Source organism: Ruegeria sp. CL3, from assembly GCF_056536505.1.
The window spans coordinates 73,099-88,908 of record NZ_JBQFPT010000001.1 but is presented as its reverse complement, the minus strand read 5'-3'; the positions used below and the strand labels follow the sequence as shown (position 1 = coordinate 88,908).

Genomic DNA, 15,810 nt, shown 5'->3' with positions numbered 1-15,810 from the left:
ACGACCCGCGCGCGGGCGTTCAAACCGCTGCAATGACCGATCAGACCAAAATTGCGCTTGTCACTGGGGCCTCTCGCGGGTTAGGCGCAGCCCTGGCCGAAGCGCTGGCCCCCGAATATCACATCGTCGCCGTCGCCCGCACCACTGGCGGGTTGGAAGAGTTGGACGACCGGATCAAGGCAAAGGGCGGCTCGGCTACCCTTGCGCCCATGGACATTACTGATCCCAACGCGATGGCCACCCTGTGCCGAGGCATTCATGACCGCTGGGGCAAAGTGGATTTGTGGCTGCATACGGCCATCCACACCTCGGCCCTCACACCGGCGCATTTTGTTGATCCCAAAGAGTGGACAAAGGCGATAAACACCAACGCCAATGCCACCTCGGTTCTGATCCCTTATGTGACGCCTCTATTGGGTGAGGCCGGGCATGCTGTGTTCTTTGATGACCCCAAAGCGGGCGAGAAGTTCTATGGCATCTACGGCGCCAGCAAGGCCGCCCAGATGGCTCTGGCACGCAGTTGGCAGGTTGAGACTGAACGGACTGGGCCCAAGGTGTCGATTGTCGAGCCCGCTCCGATGCCGACGGCCGTGCGTGCGCGGTTTCATCCCGGCGAGGATCGCGATGCCCTAACCAGCACAGCGGATGAGGCGGCTCGGATTCTGGCGCTGTTGTAGGGAATGGCCCTTTGGGCCATGCCTCCGGCGGGGATATTTTTAGCCAGATGAAGCTGGGATCACGCGATATGGACGCCGTTGCGCCCTGCGAGATCGACGAAAAATTGCCACGCAACACGGCCCGAGCGTGACCCGCGTGTCGCCTGCCATTCAATAGCATCCGCGCGCAGGGTTTCCGGGTCGACCAACACATTGTAGGCGGCGCAGTAACGGTCGATCATGGCCAGATATTCATCCTGATCACAGGGGTGGAAGCCGAGCCAAAGCCCGAAGCGGTCGGACAGTGAGACCTTTTCTTCGACCGCTTCCGACGGGTTGATAGCGCTGGAGCGTTCGTTCTCGATCATGTCCCGTGGCATCAGGTGGCGACGGTTCGAGGTGGCGTAGAAAACAACGTTTTCGGGTCGACCTTCGATGCCGCCATCCAGCACAGCCTTGAGCGATTTGTAGTGCTGGTCGTCATGGCTGAACGACAGGTCATCGCAGAACAGTATGAACCGGTGCGGCGCGGCGCGCAGGTGGTTCAACAGGCGCGCGACCGAGCTCATGTCTTCGCGTTGAAGCTCAACCAGTTTCAGACCGGGGTACTCGATCTGCAGCGTGCCGTGGACGGCCTTTACGAGGCTGGATTTGCCCATCCCCCGCGCGCCCCAGAGCAGCGCGTTGTTGGCTTTGTACCCCGCCGCAAAGCGCCTTGTGTTGTCCAAAAGAGTATCGCGTGAACGGTTAATGCCGACCAGCAGGTCCAGATCAACGCGGTTGACCTGAGGGACAGGCTCAAGCCGGTCTGGCTCAACCTGCCAGACGAAGGCCGGCGCGGCATTGAAGTCCGGAGCCGCCAAAGGGGCCGGAGCCATCCGCTCTAGCGCGTCGGCGATACGGTTAAGGGCTTGAGTGTCCATGGTGGCCTCCGGGGTCTTAGTCCGACGATGTCAAACCACGTTCGGCTTTAGGCAACAAGGGGTTCCAATGAAAAAGGCGCGCCACTCAGGGCGCGCCTGTCTTGAAAACAGCAAGAGATTACTTCCCGTCTTCTTCCTGCATCAGGTCCTCATCCGCTTCGGCCTCATCATCATAGTAGCCATCCGCGCGGAGTTGTTCTTCTCGTTTCTTCTCAACCCGGGCGACGAGGAAGATCGACACCTCATAGAGGCCGTAGACCACTACGAACAGAATGATCTGTGTGATCACGTCGGGAGGCGTCACGAGCGCAGCAAGCACCAGAATGGCAACCACCGCGTATTTACGCACACTACCCAGCCCCTCAGCCGTAACCAGCCCCGCTTTGCCCATCAGCGTCAGCAAAACGGGCAGTTGGAAACACAACCCGAAGGCCACGATGAACTTGATTGTGAGGTTCAGGTATTCCTGAGCGGAGCCTTGGAACACCACACTAAGCGGTGCGGCGGTGGCGCCATCCACGACGGCCTCACCTTCAGCGCCGAACTGCTGGAACCCGAGGAAAAAGTCATAGGCCAAAGGTGTGACGACGTAGAACGCGAAGCTTGCCCCCAACAGGAACATGAAGGGCGAGGCCAACATGAAGGGCAGGAACGCGTTCTTTTCAGACCTATAAAGGCCCGGAGCAACAAAGCGCCACATCTGCATCCCGATATATGGGAACGCCAGTATGAAGCCCCCCAGCAGCGACACCTTGATCGCAACAAAGAAGCCTTCTTGTGGCGAGATGAAGATCAGCCCGCAATCCTGGCCACGCTCATTCAACACCTCACACAATGGATGCGTCAGGAAGTTGAAAAGAGGCGTCGCAACCGTGAAACAGATGATCATACCGATCAAAAACGCCACGACGCAGTGAATGAGTCGTGTCCGCAATTCGGCCAGATGCTCGATCAGAGGGGCCGAGCTGTCTTCGATTTCGTCGGTCTTGCTCATGTCTTGTTCTCAGTGTTCAGCGCTGCTTCGGCTTGTTCAGCCTTGGCCAGCGCATCAGCGGCTTCTTTGGCCTTTCGCTCGGCAGCGGCGCGGGCGGAGGTGGCTTGAATCTTCTTGGCTTGTTCGGCCCTCTCAGCCGCCAGCTTGCCCGTTTCGCTTTCAGGATCGAACTTGGTCGGGTCGATGCTGCTGCTCAGATCCTGAGCGGCCTTCTTCACGCCGTCCATCGCGCTGTTCACGGGATTCGTGGCCGCGTTCAGACCCTTCTTGATCTCGTTCACTCCTGCCTGATCCGCGGCCTCGTTCATAGCGCTGGTAAATTCACGCGCCATCCCGCGAGCCTTGCCGACAAACCGCCCGACATTGCGAAACAGCACGGGCAGGTCTTTCGGCCCCACCACAATCAGGGCAACGATGCCGATGACCAGAAGCTCGGTCCAGCCCAGATCAAACATCCGGGTTTAGACCTTGTCTTTCTCGGTTTCGGGCGTGACGTCCTTGGCCACTTCGGCTGCATCCTGCTCCAGCTCGTCTGCGCCTTCCTTGACGCCTTTCTTGAACGAGGTGATGCCCTTGCCAACCTCACCCATCAGCGAACTGATTTTTCCGCGGCCAAACAGCACCAGCACCACAACAGCGATCAGCAGCAGGCCGGGAAGTCCGATATTGTTGAGCATGTTTATTCTCCTTCACAAAGGCGCACTGCGCCTGAACCCTTTTCTGACCCCGTGTTTACGCGGCAAGCCGCGTTCTCAAAAGGTGATCGAGCCAATTCGGGCGGCAAATTTGATGTGATCTTGCGGATTCATGGCTCTCGCTTTTCTCAACTGACAGGTTTATGTCAGTTGTGACAGGCTAGGACAGCGGTATCGCAACCTGGTCAACGGAGAAACACATGACCCATGTCGCCGAAATCGTCACCTTCACCCTGGCCGAAGGCACCTCGCCCGAGGCCTTCGTCAAACTCAGCCAATCAACCGAGAACTTCGTGCGCGCAGCACCCGGCTTTGCCCATCGCCACCTCAGTCAAGGGGAAGACGGTCGCTGGACAGACTATGTCGTTTGGCAAGATATGAAGGCCGCTCAGACGGCGGCCGCAGAATTCCCGCAGCAGGAATTTGCGTCTGCCCTGATGGCGGCCATCAACCCCGAAAGCCTGCAGATGCGGCATGAGGCAGTCCTATGGAACATGACCTGACGCAGGTCAGAACGGCGTATCATGCGCCGCACTGATCGACTGTTCGACATCATCCAAATCCTGCGCGACGGTAAACTACACCGCGCGCAGGACATCGCGGACCGGCTCGAGGTGTCGGTCCGCACGATCTATCGCGACATGGACACGCTGGTCGCTTCGGGCGTTCCCGTCGAAGGCGAACGCGGCGTGGGTTACATGGTGCGAGAGCAGATCACCCTGCCCCCACTCAACCTGACCACGGCCGAGCTTGAGGCGCTGAACCTCGGGATGGCCATCGTCGCCGAGGCGGCTGACCCAGACCTTAAAGCCGCAGCCGAGTCACTGGCGGAAAAGATCGACTCCGTCCTGCCCACGCAGGTCGTAGCCGAGGCCGATACTTGGAAATTTGCGGTCTACCCCTTCGCCGATGCCGCGCGCGGATTGGCACATATGGCCCCGCTCCGCGCCGCCATCAAAACCCGCCAGAAACTGCACCTGTCCTACCGCCGCATCGACGGCGCCCTAACCGAACGCACCATCCGCCCCCTCCATATGGAGTATTGGGGCCGCGTCTGGACCCTCACCGCATGGTGCGAGTTGCGCAACGGCTTTCGCGTCTTTCGCATCGACCTGATCGAAACCGTCACACCCCTGCCCGAACTCTTCACAGACGAGCCGGGGAAACGCCTGAGCGACTTCGATCCACACGGGTGATCCGCCCTTCATCTGGCTAAAAATATCCCCGCCGGAGGCATGGCCCGGAACCGGCCATTGAAGTCACCTCAGATAAGGCTCAGGATCAACCGACTCGAACCCTTTGCGGACTTCGAAATGCACATAGGCATTGTCCCCGCCGCGCAGTTCCGCCAGTTTCTGCCCCCGCCGCACGCGATCACCTTTCTTGACGGTGATATCCTCGACATTGGCATAAACCGTCAGCAAGTCATTGTTATGCTTCACAACGATGATCGGAACCTGATCGGCATCAGCGGTAATCGCGGCCACGGTGCCTGCCTCGGCTGCGGTGACCGACGTGCCCGGAGCGGCCGCGATGTCGATGCCTTCGTTCTTACCCTTGTCATAGGTCCGGATAATGTTGCCCGCGACCGGCAAGGACAGCGCGGAATTGCCGGAACTTCTGGTGGGCGCTTCGGCTGTGACATCCGGGGCCTCGGGAGCCTCAGCCAGCGGTGCGACCTGCTCATCCGGCAACGGCTGGGTCGCACTCGGTGGTGTCGGTGTCGGAGACCCCTGCCCCGGCTGCGTCACCTCGGTCGCAGCGACCGGAGCCGCTGCCGCCGCCTGACGTGGGGCGGCCTGGTTCTTGACCGGAATCAACAGGTACTGCCCCTCACGAATGGCGAAATCCGGGCCCAACCCGTTCCACTCTCCCAAAGCCTCAACCGGCACCTGATAGAGGCGCGAGATGGTAAAGGCCGTCTCGCCCCTTTTCACCTTGTGGCGTACCGGCTCTGGACCAGAGGCGACTGGCGCAGGCGTTGGAGCAGGCTCGACCGGCTTCAGCACCGTCGTCTGAACCCCGCCCGTATCCGGGGCCTGATCAATCGCGTTTCCAGCGATCGAGGCAATATCCACACCGCTTGACGCGCCAACAGATCGCGGCAAGGCCAGAACCTCACCCTCGCGCAGCGCGTCGGTTGTCTGCAAGCCGTTGAACCGCGACAGCTCACCTTCGGGCAGGCCAACCCGGGCCGCCACATCGCGCACGGTATCGCCCCGGCGCGCTACGGCGACCTGATAGTTCGGGTAGGTGATCACCCCGCGCGCATCAGGCGCAGGGCGACTGGTGGTTGCGGATTGCGCAGCATCCGTGGTGGAAAACCCACCGAGCTGTCCGCGCAGATCGTAGTCCAACGGCCCCTCGCACCCGGCCAAAATGGCTAGAGCCGCAACTCCGGTCGCACAACGGCGCATCGTTGATTTGGTAACTGCTCTCATGACTTTTGTCCTCAACACCTGCCCCTGTTATCCGGGGTTCCGGCGATCCATTCCAAAAAACCTGTTACGTCTCGTCCTTGCCTAGCCCTTCAAGCAGCGGCACGAACCGAACCGACGTCAATTCATCATAGTCCAGACCGGTCTCGGTGCGCGTCACCTTAATCAACTGCTGCACCGCATCCGACTGCCCGACGGGTAGCACCATGATACCCCCGATTTTCAGCTGCGCCAAGAGCGGGCCTGGCGGGTCCTCGGCCGCTGCGGTCACGATGATCCGATCAAAGGGCGCTTGTTCCGGTAAACCGAACGAGCCATCCGACAGCATCGACGTGACATTGGTCAGCCCCAGTTCGGCGAACAGCTTGCCGGTCTCGCTGACCAGTCGCCTATGCCGTTCAACCGTGTAAACCCGCCGCGCCAGTTTCGCCAAAATCGCCGCCTGATACCCCGACCCGGTCCCGATCTCGAGCACAGTGTCACGCGGACGCACATCCAACGCCTGTGTCATCAACCCCACAACGGACGGCTGGCTGATCGTCTGACCGCAGGCGATGGGCAGCGGCATATCCTCGTAAGCGCGGTCGGCGAACAGGCCGGTGACGAAGCGCCCCCGGTCGACCGCCTCCATCGCGGCCAGAACACGCGCATCGGTCACACCCCGCTTACGCAGGGCAAACAGGAACTGCATGACGGTTTCTGGGTCCAGTCCACTCATTCGATCGACTTCAATGCCTCTAGCGTGTCATGCGCGGTCAGATCCGCGCGCATCGGCGTGACCGAGATATAGCCTTCCAGATTGACCGCCGCGTCCGTGCCGGGCGCGGTCGGGTTGTGCTGGTATCCGCCCTTGATCCACAGAAACCGCCGCCCCGAAGGCGAACTATGCGGCTCGACCGAGAAATGCGTATCGCGGCGGAACCCTTGCGGGGCAACGCGAGTGCCCAGAACCTCATCGGCGGGAACGGGTGGGAAGTTCACATTGTAGAACAGGCGGTAATCGCCTTGCTCTGCAGGGGTTGCGTCCAGAATGCGGCGCACCAGATCGGCGCCAAAGCGACTGGCGGCCTCGAACGGATCCTCGAGCCCCAGATTGCGTGGGCCGAAATACTGCGACAAGGCAATGGCCGGCACACCCTGCAAAGCGGCCTCTATAGCGCCGCCAATAGTGCCGGAGTAGAGTGTATTTTCCGCCGAGTTGTTGCCCCGGTTCACGCCAGATAACACCAAATCGGGCGGGCAATCCTTCATCACGTCATGCAGGCCCGCCAAAACACAATCCGCCGGAGAGCCTTCGGCAGCAAATCGCCGCTCATCCAGTTTGGCGACCATCATGGGATGGGTGTAGCTTATGCAGTGGCCGACACCGGATTGCTCGAATGCTGGGGCCACGACCCAGACCTCACCGCCGGGTCCGGACAGATCCTTTGCAATCGCCTGAAGCGTGATCAGCCCCGGCGCATTGATGCCGTCATCATTGGTAATCAGAATACGCATGACCGTCCCACCCCCGCGTTTCGCCCTTGATAGACCCGACCCCGCGTTGCGGCAAGCAATGCAGGCCCGCAATCTGCGGCTTTCGCGCACCACTTGCGGGGAAATTGCGCTCTATCTAGGGAAAACGAAACAGCGGTCGCGCCGAATGGTCAGCCACATCGCCCGCCCTGGCGCGGGGACAAACACGTTCGGAACCGTCGCCTTTAGGATCGAGCCGTCATAGTCCATCCGAAACTCGACCAGGCTTTCATTGCCCAGGAACCGGGCCCGCTCAACCACACCCCGTGCGGCGACGCCATCTGTGGCCGTGGGTAACGGCCCTTTACCGTTACGGTCGAAATCCAGCCGGAGGTGTTGGGGGCGGAAAACAATCTCGACATCGGTGCCGTCCGGAAAGCCCGGTGCCAGGAACTGTCCGAACGGGGTCTCGGCCAAGGCACCATTCACTTGCGCCCGCAACACGTTGACGTCACTGAAGAATGCGACGGCTGCCTTGTCCGCTGGCCGCGTGTAGACATTGTACGGCGCGCCTTGTTGCACGATCTTGCCGCCCCGCATCAAGGCGATCTCATCAGCCATGCGCATAGCCTCTTCCGGCTCATGGGTGACCAGCAGAACGGCGGCGTCTTCCTCTTTCAGGATCGCGAGCGTTTCATCCCGGATACCGTCGCGCAGACGGTTGTCGAGGCCCGAGAACGGCTCGTCCATCAGCATGATCCGGGGGCGCGGGGCCAGAGCGCGCGCCAAAGCCACCCTCTGCTGTTCTCCACCGGACAGTTGATGCGGGAACCCGTCAATGAACCGCATCAGATCGACTTTGGTCAGCAGCTCCTCGACCCGGGCGCGTTTTTGATCCTTACTGCCTTTCAGGCCGAAACTCACGTTGTCGGCCACGCTGAGATGCGGGAACAGGGCAAAGTCCTGAAACATCAACCCAATCTCGCGGCGTTCAGGCGGAACGCGGAACACCGTATCGCAGATCAGCTTGCCATCGACATAGATCTCGCCCGAGTCCTGCATCTCGACCCCGGCGATCATCCGCAAGGTTGTGGATTTGCCGCAGCCGGACGGCCCAAGCAGGCAGGTCACCCGCCCCGCCTCGACCGTCAGCGAGACGTCATCCACCACAACCCGGCCTTCGAACCGGCGGATCATATTGCGAATTTCCAAACGAGGAGGAGGTGTGTTGCCTGTCACAGATGGGTCCTGTTGCCTTTCCCGATCAATTCCATCGGGCTTGAGCGGGGATAGCAACCCCGCCCGTCCGGCGCAAGGGATCAGCTATTCCGCAAGCAGCTCGAAATCGACACCGGCGCGGATTTTTCCGTTCACCTGAACCTCAAGCCGATGCGCTCCCGGCACCAGTTTGAACGTGGTCGCATTGCCTTTGAGCTTGTGGCGTTTGTCCAGTCGCAATGCGCCGTTCTTCAGGGCGGCCTGTTTCAACTTGTGAACCTTGGCTGAGGTTTTTCCGTTAGGGCGTTGAAAGTGAATGATATAATCCACCAGTACCGGTTGGTCACCAGACCCTTTCAAATCGACCGAGAACGCCAAAGCGCTATTGATCCGGGCCTCGCCGTCCACTGAAATGTCTGCAATGACTTCCGCGTCCGGGTCATAGCCCAGCATCTTCATCGCCCCCGGATGCCCGGCCTTCACAAGACCGCGCAGGGTGTGAGAGATCATCCACACCAGCTCTGCCTCGTCCTGCTCACCTGCCTCGCGCCAGCGCTGCAGGCATTCCAGAACCAGATCCGGGTCCTTTTTGGTAATATCGTTCAGATGGTTCGCAACCGAGCGCGTCACATAGCGCGTTGTGTCCCGATGCAGACCATCCAGCAAAGGCAAGGGGTCGGTCAGCGCGAGACCAATCGCCTGCCCCCATGGCAGGCGGGGCCGTGTGCCCTCGCTGACCAGACGGCGCACATGATAGCTGTCGTGTTGGCTCCAACGCTGCATCCGCGCCAAGACCAGATCGGGGTGGCTGTTCAGGAACGGACGGATCGCCCATTCCATCGAAAAACGTTGAGTCAGTTCCTCCAGCACATCCAACGCCAGTTCCGGATGCTCAGCCCCAACTGAGACAACCCAATCCCCGAGTGGCGCAAAGATGAAATCGCCAAAATCATCATCTGTCTTGCTGGGATCCAAAGGCGGCGGCAAGGCGCGCAAGATCACCGGCGCGACTGCTGGCAGATCGTCTGGAAAGGACTGCTGCAGGCAATCGGCGATCCAGGCCATTCTCTCTTTCAGTTCCAGATCCAACAGGCGCGACATGACCTGCGCTTCGAATGCTTCGGCGTCGAAGTCCGGGTCCGCCGACTGGAACAAACCCGCCAGATAGCGGGTCTTTTCCATGTTGAACAATTGGTCCTTCAGAGAGAAATTCTGTGCCATTCCTACATCGTCAAATTGGTTGCGCCACCGTCCAGCAGGAAGTTCTGCCCAACGATAAAGCCCGCATGCTGCGAACATAAGAAAGCGCAGGCCGCACCGAATTCCTGACGCGTGCCGTAGCGGCGCGCCGGGATCGTGGCGGACCGGGCCGCGCGGGCCTCATCCAGCGAAATGCCCTGTTGATTGGAAACGCCGGTATCCAGTGACAAGGCCCGGTCGGTGTCATGGATACCCGGAAGCAGGTTGTTGATCGTCACACCTTGCGGGGCGACCTGACGCGCGGTTCCGGCCACGTAACCGGTCAGCCCGGTGCGCGCGGCATTCGACAGCCCCAGAGCCGGGATCGGCGCACGCACGGATTGCGAAGTGATATTCACCACCCGCCCCCAGCCTTTGTCCATCATCCCCGGCAGCAGCGCTTTCATGAAAGCGATCGGCGTCAGCATGTTGGAGTCCAGTGCCTTGATGAAATCCTCACGATCCCAGTCCGACCACAACCCCGGAGGCGGCCCGCCCGCATTTGTGACTAGAATATCAACACTTTGCGCGGCCTCAATTACCTGTGCCTGACCTTCGGTTGAGGTCACATCACAGGCCACCGTTTCAATCGCAACGCCATGGTCCGCACGCAACCGTGCCGCTTCAGCTTCAAGTGCCTCAGCACCGCGCGCATTCATAACCAGATCGACACCTGCTTCAGCCAACGCCTCGGCACAGCCCAGCCCAAGCCCTTTGCTGCTGGCACAAACCAACGCACGCTTGCCGCGAATTCCAAGATCCATTCTGATCCCCTCTGTCTGTTGTTGCCCGCATGTCTAGCACCAGCCAGACAGAGAAGACCAGAATTCAACAGGCCTTAGTAGAAGAACTCTTCCCTCACAATTTTGCCATCGGCCACGTGGTAGACACCCACTTCGCTCATATCGAAATTCTCACCGCTTTCTATGAACTTGCCCTTGATCTCGAAAATTACGGCAAAGCGGTCGTCGCCATGCAACATCGGATCGCTGACCGAGACATGGCTGACCTCTGTCGCGCTGTCCCACCATTCATGTTTGCCGCGAATGGCATCCAGACCCTGGACCTCACGCCCCATGCCAACGTCATCCACCGCCTCGGCCGAGACAGCATCCGCGGCATAGAGTTTACCCAGATTTTCGGCGGTCCGGTTTTCGCGGCAACCGGCCACAAGCTCGTTCGCAATCTCTTTCAATTCCATTGGTTCACTCCCATAATTTGTTCACTATATGTTCTCTTTGCCACAGCTTGCCGATTCGAACCAGTCCGTTTGTCTTGCTTCGGCGGGTTTCCCCGCCTATACGCGCGCTCATGCTTGATACCGCCTCGAACCAACCCGTATTGCCGCCCGAGATCGCTCGTCGTCGGACATTCGCCATCATCTCGCACCCGGATGCGGGTAAAACGACGCTGACCGAGAAGTTCCTTCTCTATGGGGGTGCGATCCAGATGGCTGGTCAGGTGCGCGCCAAGGGTGAGGCGCGGCGTACGCGGTCGGACTTCATGCAGATGGAAAAGGACCGGGGCATCTCGGTATCCGCCTCGGCGATGTCGTTCGACTATGGGGACTTCCGGTTCAACCTTGTCGACACTCCCGGCCACAGCGACTTCTCGGAGGATACCTATCGCACACTGACCGCTGTCGATGCCGCTGTGATGGTGATCGACGGTGCGAAGGGTGTCGAAAGCCAGACGCAGAAGCTGTTCGAAGTCTGCCGCCTGCGCGATCTGCCGATCCTGACCTTCTGTAACAAGATGGACCGCGAAAGCCGCGATACGTTCGAGATCATCGACGAAATTCAGGAAATGCTGGCCATCGACGTCACGCCTGCCGCGTGGCCCATCGGCGTGGGCCGCGACTTCATCGGCTGCTATGACATGCTGCGCGACCGGCTGGAGCTGATGGACCGCGCCGACCGCAACAAAGTGGCCGAGAGCATCCAGATCGACGGTTTGGATGATCCCAAACTGGCCGAACACGTGCCCGAACATCTGCTGGAGAAGCTGCTGGAAGAGGTCGAGATGGCGCGCGAGCTTTTGCCCGCGCTCGACCCTCGGGCCGTGTTAGAGGGGCACATGACCCCGATCTGGTTTGGCTCGGCAATCAACTCGTTTGGCGTGAAAGAGCTGATGGAGGGCATCGGCGCCTATGGCCCGCAGCCGCAGATCCAATCGGCTGAGCCTCGCCAGATCTCCCCGGATGAAAAGAAGGTCGCCGGGTTTGTCTTCAAGGTGCAGGCCAATATGGACCCCAAGCACCGCGACCGGGTGGCCTTTGTGCGCATGGCCTCGGGGCATTTCAAGCGCGGCATGAAGCTGACGCATGTGCGGTCGAAAAAACCCATGGCGATCTCGAACCCTGTGCTGTTTCTGGCCTCGGACCGCGAACTGGCCGAAGAGGCCTGGGCAGGCGACATCATCGGCATTCCGAACCACGGCCAACTGCGCATTGGCGATACGCTGACCGAGGGCGAGGCGATCCGCGTGACCGGCATCCCGTCTTTTGCACCGGAATTGCTGCAGACCGTCCGTCCGGGCGATCCGATGAAGGCCAAACATTTGGAAAAGGCACTCATGCAGTTTGCCGAGGAAGGCGCGGCCAAAGTGTTCAAACCCTCGATCGGCTCGGGCTTTATCGTGGGCGTCGTCGGCGCGTTGCAATTCGAAGTACTGGCCAGCCGGATCGAGATGGAATACGGCCTGCCGGTTCGGTTCGAGGCGTCTCAGTTCACCTCGGCCCGTTGGGTCAGCGGTGAGAAGGCTGAGGTTGAGAAATTCGTCAACGCCAACAAACAACATATCGCCCATGACCACGACGGCGACATTGTCTATCTGACCCGCCTGCAATGGGATATCGACCGGGTCGTGCGTGACTATCCGGCACTGAACCTGACGGCCACAAAAGAGATGATGGTGTGATCCAACTGCCTGATTGCGCAGCCAATCCCGGCTGTGCAATTCTGCCCGCATGAGCGATGACGACCTGACCTTTCCTGGCGGCCTGCCCGACATGCTGGAGATCCTGGAAAACAGGCGCGCGCCTTTTGTGTTCGGCCCCCGCCCCCTGCCCGATCTGGACGTCGATCTGGATGCACTGGCGCAGCAGATCGTGCCGGAACGCGCGTCCCTCGCCCCCGAAAGCGACGATGCCACCGCGTGGGACCAGAAGCGCGCCAAGATCGCGACCGAGTTCGTGGGCAATTCGGAATTGGCTTTCCTGAACGCCCAGTTGATCGCCAATCTGCGCAAACGCTCCTACCCGCGTCACACGCCCGCTTTGTTCCGGCGGCTCTGGGCCGAGCAATCGCCGCATCTGCTTGGAGCGCTTGATCTGCGCTGGCTCGTCTCGTCGGTGCAAACCTTTGCCGATCACGGCGACACCCCAACACAACGCGAGGTTGGTCAAGCACTGCGGATGCTGTTTGGGCTGATGAAGCTCTATGAGTTCGAACGGTTGTTCTCCAAACGCGGGCCGGAGGAAACCCATTGGTTTCGCGGCAAGAGCACCGCTCCGCTACCGTTGCAGATGCAGTCTTTCTCACTGGAGCGCGGCGGGTTGGCCGTGTCGCTAATCGCGCCGATCTGGACCAAGTCGCTGACCGATCCGACCATCGCACCGCTGGCGGATCACCTGATGAGCGAGTTGAACAAAGACCCCGGAACTGTCTTTCGTCGCTTGAAAAAGATGCGCGAACGCCGTCTCGCCCGGATGCAGCGACGATGACCACATGGGGTGTCGTCTCCATGGTGCGAGGACCCGCGCAGGATATCCTGCGGTTTGCGGCCCATCACCTGGATCTGGGGGCCGACCGGCTGTACCTCTATCTGGATGAGCCCAACCCTGAGGCGCAGCACCAGTTGGAGCAGCACCCGAAGGTACAGGTGACACTCTGCGATGACGCCTTCTGGCTAAGCCGGAAACGGACGCGGCCGGGCAAGCATCAAGTGCGCCAATCCACCCATGCCAGCTATACCTATCGCAAAACCGATCTGGATTGGTTGGCGCATATTGATGTGGATGAGTTCCTGTGGGCGGACGCTCCGATCCCGGAGCGGCTGGATACCGTGCCCGCAGACATCCCAGCCGTTCGGGTCCGACCGATCGAGGCCATTGCGGGGGCTGAGAACCTGTACAAAGCGCATATCCCCAAAAGCCCGGATCGCGAGGCTTTGGTGCAGGCGCTCTATCCCACCTATGGCGCCCATGTGCTTGGAGGGTTCCTCAGCCATGTGCAGGGCAAACTGATCGTGCGCACGGGTCTGAAAAAGCTGAGTTTTCGCATCCACAATCTGTTTCAGGACAAGACCCTCCTGCCCTGCAAGTTCGAGCTGCCGGGGCTGGAGCTGTGCCACCATCACGCCCTGAGTTGGGAACATTGGTTCAAACACTACCGTTTCCGGATGGAGCGTGGCTCGTACAAACCCGGCATGTCACCGAACCTGCCTCGCGATAAGGGCGGTGTGAACAAGAACGAGCTATTCAGCCAGATCGAGTCTTCCAGCGGCCTTGATGGGCTGCGGGCGTTTTACGATGAACTCAGCGCCGCTGACCCGGACGTCCGTGCTCGGCTTGAGGCACATGATCAGATCCGGCACCGCCCGTTGCATCTGGATGAAAAAGTAGCGAAACACTTCCCCGGAAGCCGCTGAATTGTTGCAAAAAATGCCAATTCCAGCCGGTCGACCCTGTCGGGATTTCAGTTCATTTGACCCCGCCCCACGTTTTTGTTATGTCCGCCCCAAGCCGAAACGCGCATGGTGCGCATGGTCAAATCGACCCGGCATGACGCAGACGCGCGGGCCAGGTCAAGAGTCCGCAATAATCGGACATACATGACAAAGTTTACCGAACTGAACCTGAACCCGAAGGTCCTCAAAGCCATTGAGGAAGCCGGATACGAAACCCCCACTCCAATCCAGGAAGGCGCGATTCCACCCGCGCTTGAAGGGCGTGATGTGTTGGGCATTGCCCAGACCGGCACCGGGAAAACCGCAAGCTTCACGCTGCCGATGATCACCCTGCTGGCACGTGGCCGCGCCCGAGCACGGATGCCACGTTCGCTGGTGCTGTGCCCGACGCGGGAACTCGCCGCGCAGGTGGCCGAGAATTTCGACACCTATTCCAAACACCTGAAACTGACCAAAGCGCTGCTGATCGGCGGTGTCAGCTTTAAAGAGCAAGAGGCCTTGATCGACCGCGGCGTGGATGTTTTGATCGCCACTCCGGGCCGTCTTCTGGACCATTTTGAGCGCGGTAAGCTGCTGCTGACCGGCGTGCAGATCATGGTTGTAGATGAGGCTGACCGGATGCTGGATATGGGCTTTATCCCCGATATCGAGCGTATCTTCTCACTGACGCCGTTCACCCGCCAAACGCTGTTCTTCTCGGCCACCATGGCCTCGGAGATTGAGCGTATCACCGACACCTTCCTGTCCGCCCCTGCCCGGATTGAGGTCGCCCGTCAGGCCACTGCATCCGAGACGATCGAACAGGGCGTGGTGATGTTCAAAGGCGGTCGCCGGGATCGCGAAGCCAGCGGAAAACGCAAGGTTCTGCGCGCGCTGATCGACGCCGAAGGTGAGAAATGCACCAACGCAATCATCTTCTGCAACCGTAAGACGGATGTAGATATCTGCGCGAAATCGCTGAAGAAATACGGCTACAACGCCGCCGCGATCCATGGTGATCTAGACCAGTCGCAGCGGATGAAGACGCTAGACGGGTTCCGCGATGGGTCGCTGCGCCTGCTGGTTGCCTCGGACGTGGCGGCGCGTGGTCTGGATATCCCATCGGTTAGCCATGTGTTCAACTTCGACGTGCCCGGTCATGCCGAGGACTATGTTCACCGTATCGGCCGCACGGGCCGTGCCGGACGTGAAGGCAAAGCCGTGACGATCTGTTCGGGCCGTGACGAAAAGGCTCTGGATGCGATTGAAAAGCTGATCCAGAAGGAAATTCCGCGCCTCGACAATCCGGTTAAGGACGAACCCAAACCCGAGAAGCCGAAAGCCGAGAAACCCGCCAAAGCAGCGGAAGGCAAGCGCAGCGAAGGCAAGAAAGAGCGCGAGCCCCGCGAACCCAAAACTCGCGGTCGTGGCCGCAAAGACGATCATGGCCCGGCTGTTGTGGGCATGGGCGATCACCTGCCCAGCTTCATCGCCCTCAGCTTTGATGAACGCCGCGCGGGCTAA

At 60.1% G+C, this 15,810-nt stretch carries 18 protein-coding genes; 7 read left to right on the top strand and 11 right to left on the bottom strand.

Annotated elements, in window-relative coordinates; translation table 11 throughout:
• The first annotated feature begins 32 nt into the window (after positions 1-32).
• Positions 33-677 carry an SDR family NAD(P)-dependent oxidoreductase gene (locus tag ACR0NO_RS00490; protein ID WP_480722613.1) on the top strand — a complete coding sequence of 215 codons (645 nt, stop codon included), beginning with the start codon at positions 33-35 and terminating at the stop codon, positions 675-677.
• 59 nt (positions 678-736) lie between these two features.
• On the opposite strand, the gene ACR0NO_RS00485 is transcribed toward ACR0NO_RS00490, so the two are convergent.
• From ACR0NO_RS00485 to ACR0NO_RS00470, 4 genes are all read right to left on the bottom strand, one after another.
• Positions 737-1,579 (bottom strand): ATP-binding protein, encoded by an 843-nt coding sequence (locus ACR0NO_RS00485; RefSeq protein WP_480722612.1) that lies wholly within the window; start codon positions 1,577-1,579, stop codon positions 737-739.
• Positions 1,580-1,697: 118 nt separating this feature from the next.
• Positions 1,698-2,573: a twin-arginine translocase subunit TatC gene (gene tatC / locus ACR0NO_RS00480; RefSeq protein ID WP_170373885.1), complete on the bottom strand. Its 876-nt coding sequence runs from the start codon at positions 2,571-2,573 to the stop codon at positions 1,698-1,700.
• Complete coding sequence (gene tatB, locus ACR0NO_RS00475; protein WP_480722610.1) at positions 2,570-3,028, bottom strand: Sec-independent protein translocase protein TatB; 459 nt, start codon at positions 3,026-3,028, stop codon at positions 2,570-2,572. Before tatB ends, tatC begins: the two co-directional genes overlap by 4 nt.
• Positions 3,029-3,034: 6 nt before the next feature.
• Positions 3,035-3,250 (bottom strand): twin-arginine translocase TatA/TatE family subunit, encoded by a 216-nt coding sequence (locus tag ACR0NO_RS00470; protein ID WP_170373887.1) that lies wholly within the window; start codon positions 3,248-3,250, stop codon positions 3,035-3,037.
• A gap of 218 nt (positions 3,251-3,468) precedes the next feature.
• Here ACR0NO_RS00470 and ACR0NO_RS00465 point away from each other — a divergent pair, with 218 nt between their 5' ends.
• The gene (locus ACR0NO_RS00465; RefSeq protein WP_480722609.1) at positions 3,469-3,771 is read left to right on the top strand and encodes a hypothetical protein; all 303 of its coding nucleotides are present in this window, start codon (positions 3,469-3,471) and stop codon (positions 3,769-3,771) included.
• A gap of 21 nt (positions 3,772-3,792) precedes the next feature.
• Positions 3,793-4,464, top strand: coding sequence for a helix-turn-helix transcriptional regulator (locus ACR0NO_RS00460; RefSeq protein ID WP_480722607.1), 672 nt, complete (start codon positions 3,793-3,795; stop codon positions 4,462-4,464).
• Between the two features lie 63 nt (positions 4,465-4,527).
• On the opposite strand, the gene ACR0NO_RS00455 is transcribed toward ACR0NO_RS00460, so the two are convergent.
• The 7 genes from ACR0NO_RS00455 to ACR0NO_RS00425 all read right to left on the bottom strand — a co-directional run bounded on the left by ACR0NO_RS00455 (position 4,528) and on the right by ACR0NO_RS00425 (position 10,819).
• A complete protein-coding gene (locus tag ACR0NO_RS00455; RefSeq protein ID WP_480722605.1) occupies positions 4,528-5,709 on the bottom strand; it encodes a peptidoglycan DD-metalloendopeptidase family protein in 1,182 nt (393 codons plus the stop codon).
• Positions 5,710-5,773: 64 nt separating this feature from the next.
• Positions 5,774-6,424 (bottom strand): protein-L-isoaspartate(D-aspartate) O-methyltransferase, encoded by a 651-nt coding sequence (locus ACR0NO_RS00450; RefSeq protein WP_170373891.1) that lies wholly within the window; start codon positions 6,422-6,424, stop codon positions 5,774-5,776.
• Positions 6,421-7,203, bottom strand: coding sequence for a 5'/3'-nucleotidase SurE (gene surE / locus ACR0NO_RS00445; protein ID WP_480722604.1), 783 nt, complete (start codon positions 7,201-7,203; stop codon positions 6,421-6,423). The genes ACR0NO_RS00450 and surE overlap by 4 nt, the downstream gene beginning before the upstream one ends.
• A gap of 111 nt (positions 7,204-7,314) precedes the next feature.
• A complete protein-coding gene (locus ACR0NO_RS00440) occupies positions 7,315-8,358 on the bottom strand; it encodes an ABC transporter ATP-binding protein (RefSeq protein ID WP_480722602.1) in 1,044 nt (347 codons plus the stop codon).
• A gap of 126 nt (positions 8,359-8,484) precedes the next feature.
• Positions 8,485-9,600, bottom strand: a complete 1,116-nt coding sequence (locus ACR0NO_RS00435; RefSeq protein ID WP_480722601.1) for a hypothetical protein — start codon at positions 9,598-9,600, stop codon at positions 8,485-8,487.
• A 2-nt stretch (positions 9,601-9,602) separates the two neighbouring features.
• The gene (locus tag ACR0NO_RS00430) at positions 9,603-10,382 is read right to left on the bottom strand and encodes an SDR family oxidoreductase (RefSeq protein WP_480722600.1); all 780 of its coding nucleotides are present in this window, start codon (positions 10,380-10,382) and stop codon (positions 9,603-9,605) included.
• A gap of 74 nt (positions 10,383-10,456) precedes the next feature.
• Positions 10,457-10,819: a SnoaL-like domain-containing protein gene (locus ACR0NO_RS00425; protein WP_170373896.1), complete on the bottom strand. Its 363-nt coding sequence runs from the start codon at positions 10,817-10,819 to the stop codon at positions 10,457-10,459.
• A 110-nt stretch (positions 10,820-10,929) separates the two neighbouring features.
• On the opposite strand from ACR0NO_RS00425, the gene ACR0NO_RS00420 reads away from it, so the two are divergent.
• The 4 genes from ACR0NO_RS00420 to ACR0NO_RS00405 all read left to right on the top strand — a co-directional run bounded on the left by ACR0NO_RS00420 (position 10,930) and on the right by ACR0NO_RS00405 (position 15,810).
• The gene (locus ACR0NO_RS00420) at positions 10,930-12,537 is read left to right on the top strand and encodes a peptide chain release factor 3 (RefSeq protein WP_480722599.1); all 1,608 of its coding nucleotides are present in this window, start codon (positions 10,930-10,932) and stop codon (positions 12,535-12,537) included.
• A gap of 49 nt (positions 12,538-12,586) precedes the next feature.
• Complete coding sequence (locus ACR0NO_RS00415) at positions 12,587-13,342, top strand: hypothetical protein (RefSeq protein ID WP_480722597.1); 756 nt, start codon at positions 12,587-12,589, stop codon at positions 13,340-13,342.
• Positions 13,339-14,268: a glycosyltransferase family 2 protein gene (locus ACR0NO_RS00410; protein ID WP_480722595.1), complete on the top strand. Its 930-nt coding sequence runs from the start codon at positions 13,339-13,341 to the stop codon at positions 14,266-14,268. Before ACR0NO_RS00415 ends, ACR0NO_RS00410 begins: the two co-directional genes overlap by 4 nt.
• A 183-nt stretch (positions 14,269-14,451) precedes the next feature.
• On the top strand, positions 14,452-15,810 hold the full coding sequence (locus tag ACR0NO_RS00405; RefSeq protein ID WP_480722593.1) for a DEAD/DEAH box helicase: 1,359 nt from the start codon (positions 14,452-14,454) through the stop codon (positions 15,808-15,810).

What these genes read in the sequence shown, in the direction of transcription:
- ACR0NO_RS00490 (WP_480722613.1), top strand. Translation starts at nt 33, where the DNA reads ATGACCGATCAGACCAAAATTGCGCTTGTCACTGGGGCCTCTCGCGGG.
- ACR0NO_RS00485 (WP_480722612.1), bottom strand. Translation starts at nt 1,579, where the DNA reads ATGGACACTCAAGCCCTTAACCGTATCGCCGACGCGCTAGAGCGGATG.
- tatC (WP_170373885.1), bottom strand. Translation starts at nt 2,573, where the DNA reads ATGAGCAAGACCGACGAAATCGAAGACAGCTCGGCCCCTCTGATCGAG.
- tatB (WP_480722610.1), bottom strand. Translation starts at nt 3,028, where the DNA reads ATGTTTGATCTGGGCTGGACCGAGCTTCTGGTCATCGGCATCGTTGCC.
- ACR0NO_RS00470 (WP_170373887.1), bottom strand. Translation starts at nt 3,250, where the DNA reads ATGCTCAACAATATCGGACTTCCCGGCCTGCTGCTGATCGCTGTTGTG.
- ACR0NO_RS00465 (WP_480722609.1), top strand. Translation starts at nt 3,469, where the DNA reads ATGACCCATGTCGCCGAAATCGTCACCTTCACCCTGGCCGAAGGCACC.
- ACR0NO_RS00460 (WP_480722607.1), top strand. Translation starts at nt 3,793, where the DNA reads ATGCGCCGCACTGATCGACTGTTCGACATCATCCAAATCCTGCGCGAC.
- ACR0NO_RS00455 (WP_480722605.1), bottom strand. Translation starts at nt 5,709, where the DNA reads ATGAGAGCAGTTACCAAATCAACGATGCGCCGTTGTGCGACCGGAGTT.
- ACR0NO_RS00450 (WP_170373891.1), bottom strand. Translation starts at nt 6,424, where the DNA reads ATGAGTGGACTGGACCCAGAAACCGTCATGCAGTTCCTGTTTGCCCTG.
- surE (WP_480722604.1), bottom strand. Translation starts at nt 7,203, where the DNA reads ATGCGTATTCTGATTACCAATGATGACGGCATCAATGCGCCGGGGCTG.
- ACR0NO_RS00440 (WP_480722602.1), bottom strand. Translation starts at nt 8,358, where the DNA reads ATGATCCGCCGGTTCGAAGGCCGGGTTGTGGTGGATGACGTCTCGCTG.
- ACR0NO_RS00435 (WP_480722601.1), bottom strand. Translation starts at nt 9,600, where the DNA reads ATGGCACAGAATTTCTCTCTGAAGGACCAATTGTTCAACATGGAAAAG.
- ACR0NO_RS00430 (WP_480722600.1), bottom strand. Translation starts at nt 10,382, where the DNA reads ATGGATCTTGGAATTCGCGGCAAGCGTGCGTTGGTTTGTGCCAGCAGC.
- ACR0NO_RS00425 (WP_170373896.1), bottom strand. Translation starts at nt 10,819, where the DNA reads ATGGAATTGAAAGAGATTGCGAACGAGCTTGTGGCCGGTTGCCGCGAA.
- ACR0NO_RS00420 (WP_480722599.1), top strand. Translation starts at nt 10,930, where the DNA reads ATGCTTGATACCGCCTCGAACCAACCCGTATTGCCGCCCGAGATCGCT.
- ACR0NO_RS00415 (WP_480722597.1), top strand. Translation starts at nt 12,587, where the DNA reads ATGAGCGATGACGACCTGACCTTTCCTGGCGGCCTGCCCGACATGCTG.
- ACR0NO_RS00410 (WP_480722595.1), top strand. Translation starts at nt 13,339, where the DNA reads ATGACCACATGGGGTGTCGTCTCCATGGTGCGAGGACCCGCGCAGGAT.
- ACR0NO_RS00405 (WP_480722593.1), top strand. Translation starts at nt 14,452, where the DNA reads ATGACAAAGTTTACCGAACTGAACCTGAACCCGAAGGTCCTCAAAGCC.